Below are 16,259 nucleotides of genomic sequence, written 5' to 3' on the forward strand. Positions count from 1 at the left end.
GAAGAAGGGGGTCTTGCGTGGCAGCGCAGACCGCATCACCCGATGGGGTGGGGGTTGGCGTCCGGGACCGCGAGATCTCGGTCGAGCAGACGCATCTGGACCGGGTCTACGACCGGCTCGAAGAGAAGATCCACGAGGCTGAGTTCCTCGTCGGCGACGCACAGAAACGAGGCCAGGTCGGCACTCCCGGCGCGCTCGCCGAGCGCGACGCGCAGGTGTTCCAGGCGGGGCTCCACCTCAACCGGCTCAACGCCGAGTTCGAGGACTTCCTCTTCGGGCGGATCGACCTGCTGCGCGGCAAGGACGGCAAGAAGGGCCCGGACGGGGCGTACATCTCCGTCGAGCCCGCCGAGGACGCCGTCGGCGACGACAACCGCGCCCTGATCGCCGAGACCCTGCACATCGGCCGCATCGGCGTCCTGGACGCCGACTACTCACCGCTCGTCATCGACTGGCGGGCCCCCGCCGCCGCGCCCTTCTACCGCGCCACGCCGGTCGCCCCCGGCCGCGTCGTGCGCCGCCGCGTCATCCGCTCGCGCGGCCGCAAGGTGCTCGGCGTCGAGGACGACCTGCTGCGCCCCGAGCTCACCGCGACACTGGCCGGGGGGGACCTGCCGGTCGTCGGGGACGGCGCGCTCATGGCCGCGCTCGGCCAGGCCCGCAGCCACACCATGCGCGACATCGTCGCCAGCATCCAGGCCGAGCAGGATGTCGTCATCCGCGCCCCCGCCGCCTCGGTCACCGAGGTCACCGGCGGCCCGGGCACCGGCAAGACCGCCGTCGCCCTGCACCGCGCCGCGTACCTGCTCTACCAGGACCGCCGCCGCTACGCCGGCGGCATCCTCGTCGTCAGCCCGACGCCGCTGCTCGTCGCCTACACGGAGGGTGTTCTGCCCTCCCTCGGCGAGGAGGGCCAGGTCGCGATCCGCGCCGTCGGCTCCCTCGTGGACGGCGCCGAGGCCGACACGTACGACGACCCGGCCGTCGCCCGCATCAAGGGCTCGCTGCGCATGCTGCGCGTCCTGCGCAACGTCGCCCGCGGCGTCCTCGACGGCCCCGCCGCCCCGACCCGCCTGCGCGTGGTGGCGTACGGGAGCCGCCTGGAGCTCGACGAGCAGGAACTGTCGAACATCCGGCACAACGTGCTCAGCGGCACCGCGCCGGTGAACCTGCTGCGCCCGCGTGCCCGCCGGCTGCTCCTGGACGCCCTGTGGCGCAAGACCGGGCGGCGGCTGCCGGACGATCCGGAGCTGGCCGCCGAGGAGCGGCAGGGCTTCGACGAGGACGTCGCCACGGAGGAGGTCTTCCTGGACTTCCTGGCCGCCTGGTGGCCGATCCTCACCCCGCGCGGGGTGCTCGCCGCCCTCGCCGACGAGCGGCAGCTCGGGCGGTGGGCGCGGCGTGTCCTGACGCCGCCCGAGGTGCGGCGGGTCGCGCGCTCGCTGCGCAGGCTGGATTCCGCGACCGGCATCGGGCCGCTGTCCGTGCACGACGTCGCGCTGCTGGACGAGCTGGAGGCGCTGCTCGGCCCGCCGCCCAAGGTCAAGACGCGGGAAGCGGATCCCATGGACCAGCTCACCGGGCTGGAGGAGGTCACCACCTTCGCCGACCGCATGGCCGGCGGCCGCCGCTCCCGCCAGGAACGGCTGGACGCCGAGCGCACCGAGTACGCCCACGTCATCGTCGACGAGGCACAGGACCTCACCCCCATGCAGTGGCGCATGGTCGGCCGCCGTGGCCGAACCGCCACCTGGACCATCGTCGGCGACCCCGCCCAGTCCTCCTGGACGGACCCCGACGAGGCCGCCCTCGCCCGCGACGAGGCGCTCGGCGCGCGCTCCCGCCGCCGCTTCACCCTCACCGTCAACTACCGCAACCCCGCCGAGATCGCCGACCTCGCCGCAAAGGTCCTCGCCCTCGCCATGCCCGGCATGGAGTCCCCGCGTGCGGTGCGCTCCACCGGCGTCGTCCCCCGATTCGCCGCGTCCGACGGCGACTTGGGCGCCGCCGTCCGCGCCGAGGTGGAACGGCTGCTCGCCGATGTCGACGGCACGGTCGGCGTCGTCGTCGCCATGGGCCGCCGCGCGGAGGCGCGGCGCTGGCTGGCCGGGCTCGGCGAGCGCGTCGTGGCGCTGGGGAGCCTTGAGGCCAAGGGCCTTGAGTACGACGCCACCATCGTCGTGTCCCCGGCGGAGATCGCGGACGAGTCGCCGGCGGGACTGCGCGTGCTCTACGTGGCGCTGACCCGGGCCACACAGCGGCTGACCGTGCTTTCGGGTGAGCGGGACCGGGCCGACGGGGACGGTGTCCCGGATCTGCTGCGCGGCTGATCGGTGGGTCCGGGGGAAGTCGTTGCCGAGTCCGGAATGACAATCGGGGATCGTTTGTTAGCCTGGGTGAGGCACCGGCTCGATCCAAGCCCCCGGGCCCAACCTTAGGCGCTTCGAGCGCCCACTTGCCGCGAGGCGAGCATGGCGGGTCGGTGTCGTAGCGTCCGGTGGGGCGCCCTTTTCACGAAGGGCGCCCCATCGTCGTTTCCGCTCCCGCCTCGGCCCGCCCGGCGAACGTTAAGTACGTAAAGAAGCCCGGGTTACGCGTACTGAGCGGTAGGTGGGACCATCGGGGGCGCGACACAAGCTACAGCGGAGGAAGACCGGCATGGCAACGGCGCCCAGCGTTTCGTACTCGATCACGGTGCGACTGGAGGTGCCCGCGAGCGGTTCCGCGGTCAGCCAGCTCACCACCGCAGTGGAATCCTCCGGCGGGGCCGTTCACGGCCTCGACGTGACGGCGTCCGGACACGAGAAGCTCCGGATCGATGTGACGATCGCGGCGAGCAGCACCGAGCACGCCGCCGAGATCGTGGAGAAGCTCCGCGGCATCGAGGACATCGTCGTCGACAAGGTCTCGGACCGTACGTTCCTGATGCACCTCGGCGGCAAGATCGAGATGGCGTCGAAGCACCCGATCCGCAACCGTGACGACCTGTCGATGATCTACACGCCCGGCGTGGCCCGGGTCTGCATGGCGATCGCGGAGAACCCCGAGGACGCCCGCCGGCTCACGATCAAGCGCAACAGCGTCGCGGTCGTCACCGACGGCTCGGCCGTCCTGGGTCTGGGCAACATCGGGCCGAAGGCCGCGCTGCCCGTGATGGAGGGCAAGGCGGCGCTGTTCAAGCGGTTCGCCGGGATCGACGCGTGGCCGCTGTGCCTTGACACGCAGGACAGTGACGAGATCGTGGCGATCGTCAAGGCGATCGCCCCCGGGTTCGCGGGCATCAACCTCGAGGACATCTCGGCGCCGCGCTGCTTCGAGATCGAGGCGCGGCTGCGCGAGGCCCTGGACATCCCGGTGTTCCACGACGACCAGCACGGCACGGCGATCGTGGTGCTGGCGGCGCTGACCAACGCGCTGCGGGTCGTGGGCAAGAAGATCGGTGACGTACGGGTCGTCATGTCCGGTGCGGGCGCGGCCGGTACGGCCATCCTGAAGCTGCTGCTGGCCGCCGGCGTGAAGCACGCCGTGGTGGCCGACATCCACGGCGTCGTGGCCGCCGACCGCGCGGACCTGGTGGACGCCGACCCGGAGTCGCCGCTGCGCTGGATCGCGGACAACACCAACCCGGAGGGTGTGAGGGGCACGCTCAAGCAAGCGGTGCGCGGCGCGGACGTGTTCATCGGGGTGTCCGCCCCCAACGTCCTGAACGGGGACGACGTGGCGGCGATGGCGGACGGCGCGATCGTGTTCGCGCTGGCCAACCCCGACCCGGAGGTTGAGCCGGGCATCGCCCGGGAGACGGCCGCGGTGGTCGCGACGGGCCGTTCGGACTTCCCGAACCAGATCAACAACGTACTGGTCTTCCCGGGTGTCTTCCGGGGCCTGCTCGACGCCCAGAGCCGCACGGTCAACACCGAGATGATGCTGGCCGCCGCGCGTGCCCTGGCGGGGGTCGTCGGCGAGGACGAGCTCAACCCCAACTACATTATTCCCAGCGTCTTCAACGACAAGGTCGCGGGCGCCGTGGCCGGAGCGGTGCGCGAGGCCGCCAAGGCACAGGCCGCCACCGTCGTGGGATGATTCGGAGCGTCATAGTGCCGAGTCTCACCCGCTTTTTGTGTGACTCACCCGGGCGCGGATTGGCTTTTCCCCCAGAAATGGGGGCAGGATGCGTTCCTGTGGCGGTGAGGGCCGCACCGCAAGAAGCGCGACAAGCGCCTTCAATGCGTCTTCCCGGCAGTGAACGCCGGGTTTTCCATGCAAGGAGATTCAGATGAACCGCAGTGAGCTGGTTGCTGCTCTGTCCGAGCGCGCAGAGGTGACCCGCAAGGACGCCGACGCTGTCCTCGGCGCTTTCGCCGAGATCGTCGGCGAGATCGTCTCCAAGGGCGACGAGAAGGTCACCATCCCCGGCTTCCTGACCTTCGAGCGCACCCACCGTGCCGCTCGCACCGCCCGGAACCCGCAGACCGGTGACCCGATCCAGATCCCGGCGGGCTACAGCGTCAAGGTCTCCGCGGGCTCCAAGCTCAAGGAAGCCGCCAAGGGCAAGTAAGCCTCGGCAGCACCTGCAAGGGCGGCCATCCCGACACCGGGACGGCCGCCCTTGCGCATGCGTGTCTACGCCTGCCCGCTACGCCTTCACGGGCTGCGGCAGTTCCACCTTCGCGCCCAGGTCCGCGAGCTTGCGCATGAAGTTCTCGTAACCGCGGTTGATCAGGTCGATGCCGTGCACCCGAGAGGTGCCCTGCGCCGCCAGCGCGGCGATGAGGTACGAGAAGCCGCCGCGCAGGTCCGGGATGACCAGATCGGAGCCCTGGAGCCGTGTGGGGCCGCTCACGACCGCGGAGTGCAGGAAGTTGCGCTGCCCGAAGCGGCAGGGGGTACCGCCGAGGCACTCGCGGTAGAGCTGGATGTGGGCGCCCATCTGGTTCAGGGCGCTGGTGAAGCCCAGCCGGGACTCGTAGACCGTCTCGTGGACGATGGACAGGCCCGAGGCCTGCGTGAGGGCCACGACGAGCGGCTGCTGCCAGTCGGTCTGGAAGCCGGGGTGGACGTCGGTCTCCAGGGCGATGGCGTTGAGCGGGCCGCCGGGGTGCCAGAAGCGGATGCCGTGGTCGTCGACCTCGAAGGCGCCGCCGACCTTGCGGAAGACGTTGAGGAAGGTCATCATCTCGCGCTGGCTCGCGCCGCGCACGTAGACGTTGCCCTCGGTGGCCAGCGCCGCGCAGGCCCAGGAAGCCGCCTCCAGGCGGTCCGGGAGGGCGCGGTGGTTGTAGCCGCCGAGCTTCTCGACGCCCGTGATGAGGATCGTCCGGTCCAGGCCCATCGTGATGATGGCGCCCATCTTCTGCAGGACGCAGATCAGATCCTCGATCTCGGGCTCGACGGCCGCGTTGCGCAGCTCGGTCACGCCCTCGGCCAGGACGGCCGTCAGCAGCACCTGCTCGGTCGCGCCGACCGACGGGTACGGCAGCTCGATCTTGCAGCCGCGCAGCCGCTGCGGGGCCTCCAGGTACTGGCCCTCGGGCCGCTTCTCGATGACGGCGCCGAACTTGCGCAGCACGTCGAAGTGGAAGTCGATCGGCCGGCCGCCGATGTCGCAGCCGCCCAGCCCCGGGATGAAGGCATGGCCCAGCCGGTGCAGCAGCGGGCCGCAGAACAGGATCGGGATCCGCGAGGACCCGGCGTGCGCGTCGATGTCCGCGACGTTCGCGCTCTCCACCTTGGACGGGTCGAGCACCAGCTCGCCCGACTCCTCACCTGCCTGCACGGTGACGCCGTGCAGCTGCAGCAGCCCGCGCACGACGCGTACGTCTCTGATGTCGGGGACATTGCGCAGGCGGCTCGGCTCACTGCCGAGAAGGGCGGCCACCATGGCCTTGGGTACGAGGTTCTTCGCACCGCGGACACGGATCTCGCCCTCGAGCGGGGTACCGCCGTGGACAAGCAGCACATCGGACACGTCGGTCATAGCTCTCGCGTTCCTGGAGACGGGCAGAAAAATAACGGGTTCCCCGCAGACACCAAGAGGTAAGGGTAATGGGCGCGGGCGGGGCTGAGCGGGGGCTGTGAGGCACCACTCGTGTCATGGGTTCGCTACAGAACCGTATGCGCACGCGTGGCGCCGTAGCGTGGCCGGTCGATTGAGCCTCCCTAAACCCGCCGGATGCGGGATCATGTTGACCATGACCGAGGTGACCTCGCTCACCGGGCGGCTCCTCGTGGCGACGCCCGCGCTGGTGGACCCGAATTTCGACCGGGCCGTGGTGCTCCTCCTCGACCACGACGAGGAGGGGACGCTCGGTGTTGTCCTCAACAGGCCTACCCCCGTCGGCGTCGGTGATGTGCTGGAACCCTGGGCGATGCTGGCGGGCGCCCCGTCGGTGGTCTTCCAGGGCGGCCCGGTCTCCCTGGACTCCGCGCTCGGCCTGGCCGTCGTCCCCGGCGAGACCCGGGACGGCGACGGCGACGCCCCGCTCGGCTGGCGCCGCGTCCACGGCGCGATCGGCCTGGTCGACCTGGAGGCCCCGCCCGAGCTCCTCGCCTCGGAGCTCGGCTCCCTGCGGATCTTCGCCGGCTACGCGGGCTGGGGCCCCGGCCAGCTGGAGGACGAGCTCGTGGAGGGTGCCTGGTACGTCGTGGAGTCCGAGCCGGGCGATGTCTCGGCCCCCGACCCGGAGCAGCTGTGGCGCTCCGTGTTGCGCCGGCAACGCAGCGAACTGGCGATGGTGGCCACGTATCCCGACGATCCTTCTCTCAATTAGGCTTGGCCCTTATGAGCACTCTTGAGCCCGAGCGCGGGGCGGGCACCGGCACCCTCGTCGAGCCGACCCCCGTGGTGTCGAACGGCGATGGCGACCACGAGCGCTTCGCCCACTATGTCCAGAAGGACAAGATCATGGAGAGCGCGCTCTCCGGGTCTCCGGTCGTCGCGCTCTGCGGCAAGGTCTGGGTACCGGGCCGCGACCCGAAGAAGTACCCGGTCTGTCCCATGTGCAAGGAGATCTTCGAGTCGATGCCGGCCGGTGGCGGCGGCGGAGACAAGGACAAGAGCGGCAAGAAGTAGCCCTTCTTGGCCGACAGTTACGAATATCTGGTCCGGGCGAAGGCCCTCGCGGACGATCGGCGTGCAGCCGAGGCCCGCGAGGCCGTCGACTGGGCGCTCGCGCATGCCGAGGGCGACGACGTGGACGTCCTGGTCCTGGCCGGCGTCATCCTGCTGATGCTCGGCGACGCGCATGCCGCGCTGTCGGTGGCCCTGCGCGCCGTGCAGGCCGAGCCCGACGCCTGGGAGCCGCAGGTCCTCATCGCGGACGCCAGCCGCTTCCTGGAGCGCATCCCGGACGCGGTGGCGGCGGGCCGGCGGGCGGTCGCACTGGCGCCCGACGAGGCGGAGGCGCAGGTCGCGCTCTGGCGCGCCCTCGCCGAGTTCCGGACGCTCAGGGGTGTCCCCAAGCAGATCCGTGCCGAGCTGGCCGCCACGGCCCGCCGGGCGGAGGAACTCGGGGCCGACCCGGAGCAGTTCACCAGGCCGGGCCTGTGGCTCAAGGTGGTTCCGTTCGTCGCGGCCTTCGGGCTGATCCGGCTCACCTCCGGCTGGGCCCTGGCCGCCGTCCTCGCCATCGGGGCGCTGCTCGGCGCCGCCCTGTGGCTGCTTCAGGCCCGCCGCTCCGGCGCGACCGCCTCCGGACGCGTCCAGTCCATGCGGGCCCTGTCCCGCACCGAACTCGCCCACGACCCCGCCAAGTCACGTACCGCCGTCCTCAACATCACCGGCTTCCTCCCCGCCCTTCCCTTCGCCGCCACCACCTTCCCCTGCGCCGCGGGCTCCGACGGCGACCCCTGGTCGACCTGGTCCGTCACCTTCGCCGCCGGCGGCGCCGTGGTCGTCCTGCTCCTCACCGCCCGCGCAGTGCGCTGGTGGTTCGGCGAGGAGTTCCTCCGCCGTGAGCTTCTCCCCAGCCGCGTCACCGCCCTCCACCTCGGCGCCGTCACCCTCCTCGTCGGCGGCACGCTCGCGCTCTCCCTGACCGGAACGACCTCCACGGGGTGGTGGTTGGCCCTCGTCATCGGGCACTTCCTGTGGTTCTTCGCCGGGTTGGGCCTCTCGGTCGTGCTGCTCGCGCGCGAACAACGGCGGCGCGGGGCGCTGCCACAGGGCTGAACGGGGTGGCCGTCTCGGTCGGACGCCCGATCGAGGAGCCGCCCCGATCGTGTGAGGTGCGGCCGGGGCTCTGCCCAAAGCCCCTGGGCAAGGGAGATGCTGGCAGTGCGGGTTGGCCGCAAATGTCACAACAGACGCGAAGAGGGTGAAATCGCACACCAGGGAAGGAATGGCGGCAACGGTCGGAAACGGATGCGGACCGCTCGGTAAAGCGGGCTCTCCATTTGCGACCCTCGCGCTGATCGACGCCGAAGATGTGCCAGAGTTGCCACGTCCGGGCGGTCAGCACGTACCGTACGGCTACCGCACCGCGGAGAGCCGGGGAAGGGGCAGCTGCGTGAGCACGTACGCACGGCAGACAGCGCAGGGCGCGCAGACGCGCAATGTCGCGCTGCCGTCCTCGCTCGACGAGGCCGTGGAGGCACTGGCCACCTCGCCTTCCGCCGTGCCCGTCGCCGGGGGCACCGACCTCATGGCGGACGTGAACTCCGGACTGCTGCGCCCCGGCGGACTCGTCGGCCTCGGCCGGATCAACGAGATCCGTGGCTGGCAGTACGCCGACGGGGCAGCCCTCCTCGGCGCCGGCCTCACCCACGCCCGGATGGGCCGCCCCGACTTCGCCGCGCTGATCCCCGCCCTGGCCGCCGCAGCCCGCGCCGCCGGGCCGCCGCAGATCCGCAACGCGGGCACGCTGGGCGGCAACATCGTCACCTGCGCGCCCACCGGGGACTCCCTGCCGGTGCTGGCCGCGCTGGAGGCGAGCGTGCTGCTGGCCGGCCCGGAGGGCAACCGCGAGCTGCCGGTCAGCCACCTGCTCACCGGCATGGACCCGCTGCGCCCCGGCGAGCTGCTGGCGTACGTACGGGTGCCGCTGCTGCACGCCCCGCAGACCTTCCTCAAGGCCACCGCGCGCACCGGCCCGGGCCGGGCCACGGCCTCGGTCGCCCTGGTGCTGGACCCGGCGCGCCGGGGCGTACGCTGCGCGGTGGGCGCGGTCGCGCAGGTGCCGCTGCGGCCCCTGGAGGCCGAGCGGTGGGTCGCCTCTCTGATCGACTGGGACGGCCAGCGCAGCCTCGCCCCGGAGGCCTGCACGGCCTTCGGCGAGTACGTGGCCGTGGCCTGCATCCCCGACCCGCTCCCGGCCGCGGACGGGACCCCGGCACCCGAACTGCCCCCCGCCGCGATCCAGCTGCGGCGTACGGTGGCGGCACTGGCCCGCCGTGCGTTGGGGAGGGCACTGGCATGAGCGACCCTGGTATGAGCGACGAGGACGCCCGGATGACCGAAGGAGTGTGGCAGCCACTGCCGCACGGCGCCGAGTACGACGCCGACCAGACCATGCACGTCTCCTTCGCCGCCCACCTCCCCCTCGACGAGCCCGCCGCCGACGCCCCGGCGGCGACCTGGACCATCCCCACGGTCGAGGACTCCGACCCGGCCGCCGAGGACTCCGGCGAGTACTCGGCGGGCATGGTGCCGGCCGCGCGCAACGGCGGCGAGTGGGCGCTGCCCTTCGCCGCCGACGACAATCCCGAGGAAACCGGCGAATACCCCTTCCCCGAGCCCGAGCCGGTCGTCGAAGAGGTCCACAGCGACCACCCCCTCGCCTCCTACGTGCTCCGGGTCAACGGCGCCGACCGCCCCGTCACCGACGCCTGGCTCGGCGAGTCCCTGCTCTACGTGCTCCGCGAACGCCTCGGCCTCGCCGGCGCCAAGGACGGCTGCGAACAGGGCGAATGCGGCGCCTGCTCCGTCCAGGTCGACGGCCGCCTCGTCGCCTCCTGCCTCGTCCCCGCCGCGACCGCCGCCGGCTCCGAGGTCCGCACCGTCGAGGGACTCGGCGAGAACGGCGGCCCGTCGGATGTCCAGCGCGCCCTCGTCGAATGCGGCGCCGTCCAGTGCGGCTTCTGCGTACCCGGCCTCGCCATGACCGTCCACGACCTCCTCGAGGGCAACCACAGCCCCACCGACCTGGAGACCCGCCAGGCCATCTGCGGCAACCTCTGCCGCTGCTCCGGCTACCGCGGCGTCCTCGACGCCGTCCGCGAGGTGGTCGCCGAGCGCGACGCCGCCGCAGCAGACGCCGACGACGCGGCCGACCCCGCCGCCCGCATCCCCCACCAGGCCGGCCCGGGGAGCGAGCAGTGACGACCGTCGGCCGGCGCACCGAGAGGGAATCCGCATGACCGGCCCCGACGCGGCGACCGCGACGCCAACCGTGGGCGCCCCCACCCAGTCCGCCGCCGCCGAGCCCGCGGCGCCGCACGGCCTGGGCGTGAGCCTGCCGCCGACCGACGCCCTGGCGAAAGCACAGGGCACCTACCCGTACGCCGCCGACCTGTGGGCCGAAGGCCTGCTCTGGGCGGCGGTGCTCCGCTCGCCGCACCCCCACGCCCGCATCCTGTCCGTGGACACGACCGAGGCCGCGGCGATGCCCGGCGTGCGCGCCGTCGTGACGCACGAGGACGTGCCGGGGGACGCCACGCACGGCCGGCGGGTCGCCGACCGTCCCGTCTTCGCCAAGGACAGCGTCCGCCACCACGGCGAGGCGATCGCCGCCGTGGCCGCCGACCACCCGGACACCGCCCGCCTCGCGGCGGCGGCCGTGCACGTCGAGTACGAGGTCCTCGAACCGATCACGGACCCGGAGAAGGCCTTCTCGGCCGAGCCGCTGCACCCCGACGGCAATCTGATCCGTCACATCCCGCTGCGCTTCGGCGACCCGGACGCGGTCGGCGAGGTCATCGTCGAGGGCCTGTACCGGGTCGGCCGGCAGGACCCGGCGCCGATAGGAGCGGAGGCCGGGCTCGCGGTCCCCAGACCCGACGGCGGGGTGGAGCTGTACGTGGCGTCCACCGACCCGCACACCGACCGGGACCTGGCGGCGGCGTGCTTCGGGCTGGAGACGGACCGGGTGAAGGTCGTCGTCACCGGCGTGCCCGGCGCGATGGGCGACCGCGAGGACTCGGGCGTGCAGATCCCGCTGGGTCTGCTGGCCCTGAAGACCGGCTGCCCGGTGAAGTTCGTGGCGACCCGCGAGGAGTCCTTCCTCAGCCACTCCCACCGCCACCCCACCCTGCTGCGCTACCGCCACCACGCCGACGCCGAGGGCCGTCTGGTCAAGGTCGAGGCCCAGGTCCTGCTGGACGCGGGCGCCTACGCCGACACCTCCTCCGACGCCCTCGCCGCCGCTGTCGCCTTCGCGGCCGGGCCCTATGTCGTCCCGCACGTCTTCGTCGAGGGCTGGGCGGTGCGCACCAACAACCCGCCGTCGGGCCATGTGCGCGGTGAGGGCGCGATGCAGGTCTGCGCGGCCTACGAGGGCCAGATGGACAAGCTCGCCACCAAGCTCGGCCTGGACCCGGCCGAGATCCGCATGCGCAATGTCATGGCCACCGGCGACCTGCTCCCCACCGGCCAGTCCGTCACCTGCCCGGCCCCCGTGGGCGAGCTCCTGAAGGCCGTACGCGACGCCGACCTGCCCCCGCTGCCGGTCGACGACGACGAGTCGCTGTGGCTGCTCCCCGGCGGCCCCGAGGGCGCGGGCGAGCCAGGCGCGGTCCGGCGCGGGGTCGGCTACGCGCTCGGCATGGTCCACATGCTCGGCGCCGAGGGCACCGACGAGGTGTCCACCGCGACCGTGCGCATCCACGACGGCCAGGCCACCGTCATCTGCGCCGCCGTCGAGACCGGCCAGGGCTTCACCACCCTCGCCCGCCAGATCGTCCAGGAGGTGCTCGGCGTCGAGGAGGTCCGCGTCCTGCCCTCCGACACCGACCAGCCCCCGGCCGGGGCCTCCGCCCGCGGCCGCCACACCTGGGTGTCGGGCGGCGCCGTCGAGCGGGCCGCCAAGATGGTCCGTACGCAGCTTCTCCAGCCGCTCGCCGGGAAGTTCGGCATGTCCGTGGAGCTGCTCACCATCGCCGACGGCAAGATCACCTCCTACGACGGTGTGCTGTCCACCACCGTCGAGGAAGAGCTCGCCGGCAAGGAGCTCTGGGCCACCGCCCAGTGCCGCCCCCACCCCACCGACCAGCTCGACGACACCGGCCAGGGCGACGCCTTCGTCAGCCTCGCCTTCTGCGCGGTACGGGCCGTGGTCGACGTCGACATCGAGCTGGGCGCCGTGCGCGTGGTCGAAATGGCCGTCGCGCAGGATGTCGGCCGGGTCCTCAACCCCAAGCAGCTCGCCGCCCGCATCGAGGCCGGGGTCACCCAGGGCGTCGGCATGGCCCTCATGGAGGACCTCCGGGCGCCCCGCGGCATCATCAAGCGCCCCAACCTGACCGGCTACGCACTGCCGACCGCCCTCGACGCCCCCGACGTCCGCATCATCAAGCTCGTCGAAGAGCGCGACGTCGTCGCCCCCTTCGGCGCCAAAGCCGTCAGCGCCGCCCCCGTCGTCACCTCCCCGGCCGCCGTCGCGGCCGCGGTGCGCGCCGCCACCGGCCGCCCGGTCAGCCGGCTGCCGATCCGGCCGCAGCACGCGGTGGCGAAGCCCCAGCAGGCGTAAGCAGCTGCAAACGTGTAAGGACCCGGCACCAGGTGCCGGGTCCTTACACGTTCTCCCGAAGGCGGTGGCGGGAATCGAACCCACGTGCCTCGCTTTGCAGGCGAGTCCCTAAACCACTCGGGCACACCGCCGAGGTGACCACTGCGTCGACCATAGGCGGGGTGCCCCGGGGCGGGTCAACGGTCCGGGCGGGGCGGCAATGCGATGTTCACGGGGGTTCACATTCGGGCACGTGAGTTCACGTGAGTTCATGGACGGACGGCAGGTCGTGGCTCTGGTGACCGCCGCTGGCGAGCATGCGGATCTCGCCCTGGGTGCTTATCTCGGCCTGGATGATGCCGGTGGCGTCGGCGTAGACGGGGTGGCCTCCGGCGCCCTTGCGCTCGGTCGCGGTGACGACGACGGTGTCGCCGGACTCGGGGAAGGTCAGCTCGTAGCTCTTGACGTGCGCCATATGTGCGTTATGCCCGTTCTTCGGCGAGGAACTCTTCCACTATGGGCCGGAACAGCTCGGGCTCGTCGACCCACGGATAGTGACCGACCTCGTGCAGCGGCTGCCAGCGGCCCTCGGGGAAGGACTCCGCGACCGCCTTGCCCGCGCGCATGCCGCTGACCGCGTCCCGGTCGCCGGTGATCACCAGCACCGGGCAGGTCACCTCGCGAAGCCGCTCCAGGAGGGCCAGGCGGGTCGGCTCGTCCACGCCCTGCCAGAAGCCCGCGCGGGGGACGGGGTGGAGCTGGGTCGCCTCGGAGGCGGCATGCGCCTGCTGGGGTTCGTCCCAGCGGCCGTAGGCCATGGGGGCGATGCGCAGGAGGAGGGTCTTGACCTCGTCGAGGTCCTCGGCGGTCTCCAGGTCGTGCAGCGCGACCATGGCCTCCGGCCACCACGGCTCGGCGGCCCGCTCCTGGAAGATCTCCCGGGCGTCGTCGGGCAGCTCGCCCTGCAGGCGCGAGCCGGGGGTGACCAGGACCAGGTGGGTGAGCAGCTCGCCGTACGAGGCCGCGTACGCCTGCGCGGTCGCCGCGGCCGCGTCATGCGCGAGCAGCGCGAAGCGGTCGAGGCCGAGGTGCTCGCGCAGCGCTTCCACGTCCTGCGCAAGCCGCGTGAACGCGTAGGCCGCCGGGTCCTGCGCGGGCGGGGTGTCGCCCGTGCCCCTGCTGTCCGGGATCACCAGCCGGAAAGACAGGTCCAGGGCGCCCAGATCCCCCAGATAGGCGGCGTCCCGCGCCGGGCCTCCGGCCAGGCACACCAGGGCGGGGCCCTCGCCCAGGGTCCGGTAGGCGATCTCGGTTCCGTCGTACGACGTGAAGTGCGGCATGCCGTAGGTGTTCCCTGCCTCGGGCGGCGTAGGCCCAATGACGGAGCCCGCGTCAGCCGAACGGCAGGGGTGAAACGGCGATACGCCCCTTACGCTGTCCGGGTGACAGCCGCAGAACCGCAGACCGACCTGCCTCTCCCCGCCCCCGTACCCCCGCCGGCCGACGACGCCACGGCGACCGTATGGACGCGCCCCTACCGCGCACTCACCCTCGGCATGGTCTCCGTCGTCCTGCTCATCGCCTTCGAGGCGACGGCGGTCGGCACCGCGATGCCGGTCGCGGCCCACGAGCTCGACGGGCTGTCGCTGTACGCGTTCGCCTTCTCCGGCTACTTCACGACCTCGCTCTTCTCCATGGTCCTCAGCGGCCAGTGGTCCGACCGCAGCGGCCCGCTCCCGCCGCTCGTGGCCGGCATCGGCGGCTTCGCCGCCGGGCTCGTCATCTGCGGCACCGCCCAGTCCATGTGGCCCTTCGTCCTCGGCCGCGCCGTCCAGGGCCTGGGCGGCGGCCTGGTCATGGTCGCCCTGTACGTCGTCGCCGGCCGGGCCTACCCGGAACGGCTGCGGCCCACCGTGATGGCCGCCTTCGCCGCCGCCTGGGTCGTGCCGTCGATCGTCGGCCCCCTGGTGTCCGGGGCGGTCACCGAGCACCTCGGCTGGCGCTGGGTGTTCCTCGCGATACCCGTGCTCGTCGTCGTACCGCTGCTGACCGCGCTGCCCGCCCTGCGCCGGGCGACGGGCGGCGGCGACGGCGCCCCGCTCGACCGCCGGCGGGTGCTGTTCGCGGGCGGCATCGCGCTGGGTGCGGCGCTGCTCCAGTACGCGGGCCAGGATCTGCGGTGGGCGTCGCTGGCGCCCGCCGTGCTGGGCGCCGCCCTGCTGGTGCCGTGCGCTCTGCGGCTGCTGCCGCCCGGCACGTTCCGCGCGGCGCGCGGTCTGCCGTCCGTGGTGCTGCTGCGGGGTGTCGCCGCGGGCACCTTCATCGGGGCCGAGAGCTTCATCCCCCTCATGCTCGTCACCCAGCGCCACCTCTCCCCGACGCTGGCCGGACTCTCCCTCGCCGGCGCGGGCGTCACCTGGGCGCTGGGCTCCTACCTCCAGTCCCGCCCCCGCTTCGAACCCCACCGCTACCGCCTCGCCGTCCTCGGCATGCTCCTGTCCGCCCTCGCCCTCACCGGCCCCGCCCTCACCCTCCTCCCCGGCGCCCCCGCCTACGCCGCCGCCATCTCCTGGGCCGTCGGCGGCCTCGGTATCGGCCTCGTCATCGCCTCCCTCGGCGTCCTGCTCCTGCGCCTCTCCCCGCCCGAGGAGGCCGGCGCGAACTCCGCCGCGCTGCAGGTCAGCGACTCCCTCTTCAACCTCGTTCTGATCAGCGCCGCCGGCACGGTCTTCGCTGCGCTCGGCGGGGCGGGGCATGCGGGGGCGTTCGCGGCGGTGTTCCTGCCGATGGTGGGGCTGGCGCTGGTGGGGGCCTGGGTGGCGTCGCGGCTGCGGCCACCTACCCGCTAGGCGGTACCGGAATGACCCCATTGGTGGTACCGTTCTGGTATGGCGATGAACCTTCGGCTGCGTGAGGATCAGCAGGAAGCCCTCAAGCGGCGTGCTGAGGAAGAGGGGCGGAGCATGCACGCGATAGTGCTTCAGGCGATTGACCGGTATCTGGAGCAGGAGGCGGATCGGGCGGAAGTCCGCCGCCTGGGGGCGAAGTATGCGGCGCGTCACGCTGACCTGCTGCGGAGGCTGGGGGAATAGGTGAAGTACCTGACGGTCCAGGAAGCCCTGGACCTGGCGGAACTCGCTTGCGGGGAGCAGGAGATCGCGGTGCGCGACCTCGGACTGCTGAGTTCCGCCGTGCACCGCCCGCAGTCGCAGATGTTCGGCATCCAGGCCTACGCGGACATCTTCGAGAAGGCGGCGGCGCTGCTTCAGTCCTTGGCGGTGAACCATCCACTGGTGGATGGCAACAAGCGCATGGCCTGGATGTGCACGGTCGTCTTCCTCGACATCAATGGCGTGGAGATGGTCGGCGTCGATCAGGACAGTGCCTACAAGCTCGTGATCGGAGTCGCCTCAGGCGGGGTTGACGACGTCGGTGACATCGCCCGGCGCCTGCGTGCCCTGCACGGCGCGATATAGGCAGGTGCCCTCGGTTGAGGGATTCGGTCTGAGGGAGCAGCGGCGCCTCCCGGCCGGGCAACGGACGGCCCGGCACCGGACTGCCCGCGCGATCGGCGGATACGCCGGTCCTGCCGTGTGACCC

At 72.3% G+C, this 16,259-nt stretch carries 14 protein-coding genes, 1 tRNA gene and 1 pseudogene; 12 read left to right on the forward strand and 4 right to left on the reverse strand.

What is annotated here, in order from left to right; translation table 11 throughout:
- Positions 1-17 precede the first annotated feature (17 nt).
- The 3 genes from OG607_RS28720 to OG607_RS28730 all read left to right on the forward strand — a co-directional run bounded on the left by OG607_RS28720 (position 18) and on the right by OG607_RS28730 (position 4,555).
- Complete coding sequence (locus OG607_RS28720; RefSeq protein WP_405729542.1) at positions 18-2,330, forward strand: HelD family protein; 2,313 nt, start codon at positions 18-20, stop codon at positions 2,328-2,330.
- A 328-nt stretch (positions 2,331-2,658) separates the two neighbouring features.
- Positions 2,659-4,080, forward strand: coding sequence for an NAD-dependent malic enzyme (locus OG607_RS28725; protein WP_405729545.1), 1,422 nt, complete (start codon positions 2,659-2,661; stop codon positions 4,078-4,080).
- Between the two features lie 193 nt (positions 4,081-4,273).
- On the forward strand, positions 4,274-4,555 hold the full coding sequence (locus OG607_RS28730) for an HU family DNA-binding protein (RefSeq protein ID WP_127360223.1): 282 nt from the start codon (positions 4,274-4,276) through the stop codon (positions 4,553-4,555).
- A 78-nt stretch (positions 4,556-4,633) separates the two neighbouring features.
- Here OG607_RS28730 and murA read toward each other — a convergent pair whose 3' ends face one another.
- The gene (gene murA, locus OG607_RS28735) at positions 4,634-5,974 is read right to left on the reverse strand and encodes a UDP-N-acetylglucosamine 1-carboxyvinyltransferase (protein WP_329317518.1); all 1,341 of its coding nucleotides are present in this window, start codon (positions 5,972-5,974) and stop codon (positions 4,634-4,636) included.
- Between the two features lie 214 nt (positions 5,975-6,188).
- On the opposite strand from murA, the gene OG607_RS28740 reads away from it, so the two are divergent.
- The 6 genes and pseudogenes from OG607_RS28740 (at position 6,189) to OG607_RS28765 (ending at position 12,680) form a co-directional block, all read left to right on the forward strand.
- Entirely contained in the window at positions 6,189-6,767 is a 579-nt protein-coding gene (locus OG607_RS28740; RefSeq protein ID WP_405729548.1) for a YqgE/AlgH family protein, read from the forward strand.
- Between the two features lie 11 nt (positions 6,768-6,778).
- On the forward strand, positions 6,779-7,069 hold the full coding sequence (locus OG607_RS28745; protein WP_405729551.1) for a DUF3039 domain-containing protein: 291 nt from the start codon (positions 6,779-6,781) through the stop codon (positions 7,067-7,069).
- Between the two features lie 6 nt (positions 7,070-7,075).
- Positions 7,076-8,167, forward strand: coding sequence for a hypothetical protein (locus tag OG607_RS28750; protein WP_405729554.1), 1,092 nt, complete (start codon positions 7,076-7,078; stop codon positions 8,165-8,167).
- A 337-nt stretch (positions 8,168-8,504) separates the two neighbouring features.
- Positions 8,505-9,413, forward strand: coding sequence for an FAD binding domain-containing protein (locus OG607_RS28755; protein ID WP_405729557.1), 909 nt, complete (start codon positions 8,505-8,507; stop codon positions 9,411-9,413).
- A 347-nt stretch (positions 9,414-9,760) separates the two neighbouring features.
- A pseudogene (locus OG607_RS28760) lies at positions 9,761-10,446 on the forward strand ((2Fe-2S)-binding protein); the annotation flags it as partial.
- Positions 10,386-12,680, forward strand: coding sequence for a xanthine dehydrogenase family protein molybdopterin-binding subunit (locus OG607_RS28765; protein ID WP_405729560.1), 2,295 nt, complete (start codon positions 10,386-10,388; stop codon positions 12,678-12,680). The pseudogene OG607_RS28760 and the gene OG607_RS28765, both read left to right, overlap by 61 nt.
- Before the next feature lie 59 nt (positions 12,681-12,739).
- Here OG607_RS28765 and OG607_RS28770 read toward each other — a convergent pair.
- The 3 genes from OG607_RS28770 to OG607_RS28780 all read right to left on the reverse strand — a co-directional run bounded on the left by OG607_RS28770 (position 12,740) and on the right by OG607_RS28780 (position 13,999).
- A tRNA-Cys gene (locus OG607_RS28770) sits at positions 12,740-12,811 on the reverse strand.
- Positions 12,812-12,918: 107 nt separating this feature from the next.
- Entirely contained in the window at positions 12,919-13,134 is a 216-nt protein-coding gene (locus tag OG607_RS28775) for a DUF6296 family protein (RefSeq protein WP_405729563.1), read from the reverse strand.
- 7 nt (positions 13,135-13,141) lie between these two features.
- Positions 13,142-13,999, reverse strand: coding sequence for an alpha/beta fold hydrolase (locus tag OG607_RS28780; protein ID WP_405729566.1), 858 nt, complete (start codon positions 13,997-13,999; stop codon positions 13,142-13,144).
- A gap of 102 nt (positions 14,000-14,101) precedes the next feature.
- Between OG607_RS28780 and OG607_RS28785 the strand changes: the two genes are divergently transcribed.
- From OG607_RS28785 to OG607_RS28795, 3 genes are read left to right on the forward strand one after another with little or no spacing between them, the layout of a single operon-like run.
- The gene (locus tag OG607_RS28785) at positions 14,102-15,508 is read left to right on the forward strand and encodes an MFS transporter (protein ID WP_405729569.1); all 1,407 of its coding nucleotides are present in this window, start codon (positions 14,102-14,104) and stop codon (positions 15,506-15,508) included.
- A gap of 45 nt (positions 15,509-15,553) precedes the next feature.
- Positions 15,554-15,751 (forward strand): Arc family DNA-binding protein, encoded by a 198-nt coding sequence (locus OG607_RS28790; protein WP_405737118.1) that lies wholly within the window; start codon positions 15,554-15,556, stop codon positions 15,749-15,751.
- On the forward strand, positions 15,752-16,135 hold the full coding sequence (locus tag OG607_RS28795; protein ID WP_405729572.1) for a type II toxin-antitoxin system death-on-curing family toxin: 384 nt from the start codon (positions 15,752-15,754) through the stop codon (positions 16,133-16,135).
- Positions 16,136-16,259 lie beyond the last annotated feature (124 nt).

Source organism: Streptomyces sp. NBC_01537 (genome assembly GCF_045040445.1).
Classification (GTDB): Bacteria; Actinomycetota; Actinomycetes; order Streptomycetales; family Streptomycetaceae; genus Actinacidiphila.

What these genes read in the sequence shown, in the direction of transcription:
- OG607_RS28725 (WP_405729545.1), top strand. Translation starts at nt 2,659, where the DNA reads ATGGCAACGGCGCCCAGCGTTTCGTACTCGATCACGGTGCGACTGGAG.
- OG607_RS28730 (WP_127360223.1), top strand. Translation starts at nt 4,274, where the DNA reads ATGAACCGCAGTGAGCTGGTTGCTGCTCTGTCCGAGCGCGCAGAGGTG.
- murA (WP_329317518.1), bottom strand. Translation starts at nt 5,974, where the DNA reads ATGACCGACGTGTCCGATGTGCTGCTTGTCCACGGCGGTACCCCGCTC.
- OG607_RS28740 (WP_405729548.1), top strand. Translation starts at nt 6,189, where the DNA reads ATGACCGAGGTGACCTCGCTCACCGGGCGGCTCCTCGTGGCGACGCCC.
- OG607_RS28745 (WP_405729551.1), top strand. Translation starts at nt 6,779, where the DNA reads ATGAGCACTCTTGAGCCCGAGCGCGGGGCGGGCACCGGCACCCTCGTC.
- OG607_RS28775 (WP_405729563.1), bottom strand. Translation starts at nt 13,134, where the DNA reads ATGGCGCACGTCAAGAGCTACGAGCTGACCTTCCCCGAGTCCGGCGAC.
- OG607_RS28780 (WP_405729566.1), bottom strand. Translation starts at nt 13,999, where the DNA reads ATGCCGCACTTCACGTCGTACGACGGAACCGAGATCGCCTACCGGACC.
- OG607_RS28790 (WP_405737118.1), top strand. Translation starts at nt 15,554, where the DNA reads ATGAACCTTCGGCTGCGTGAGGATCAGCAGGAAGCCCTCAAGCGGCGT.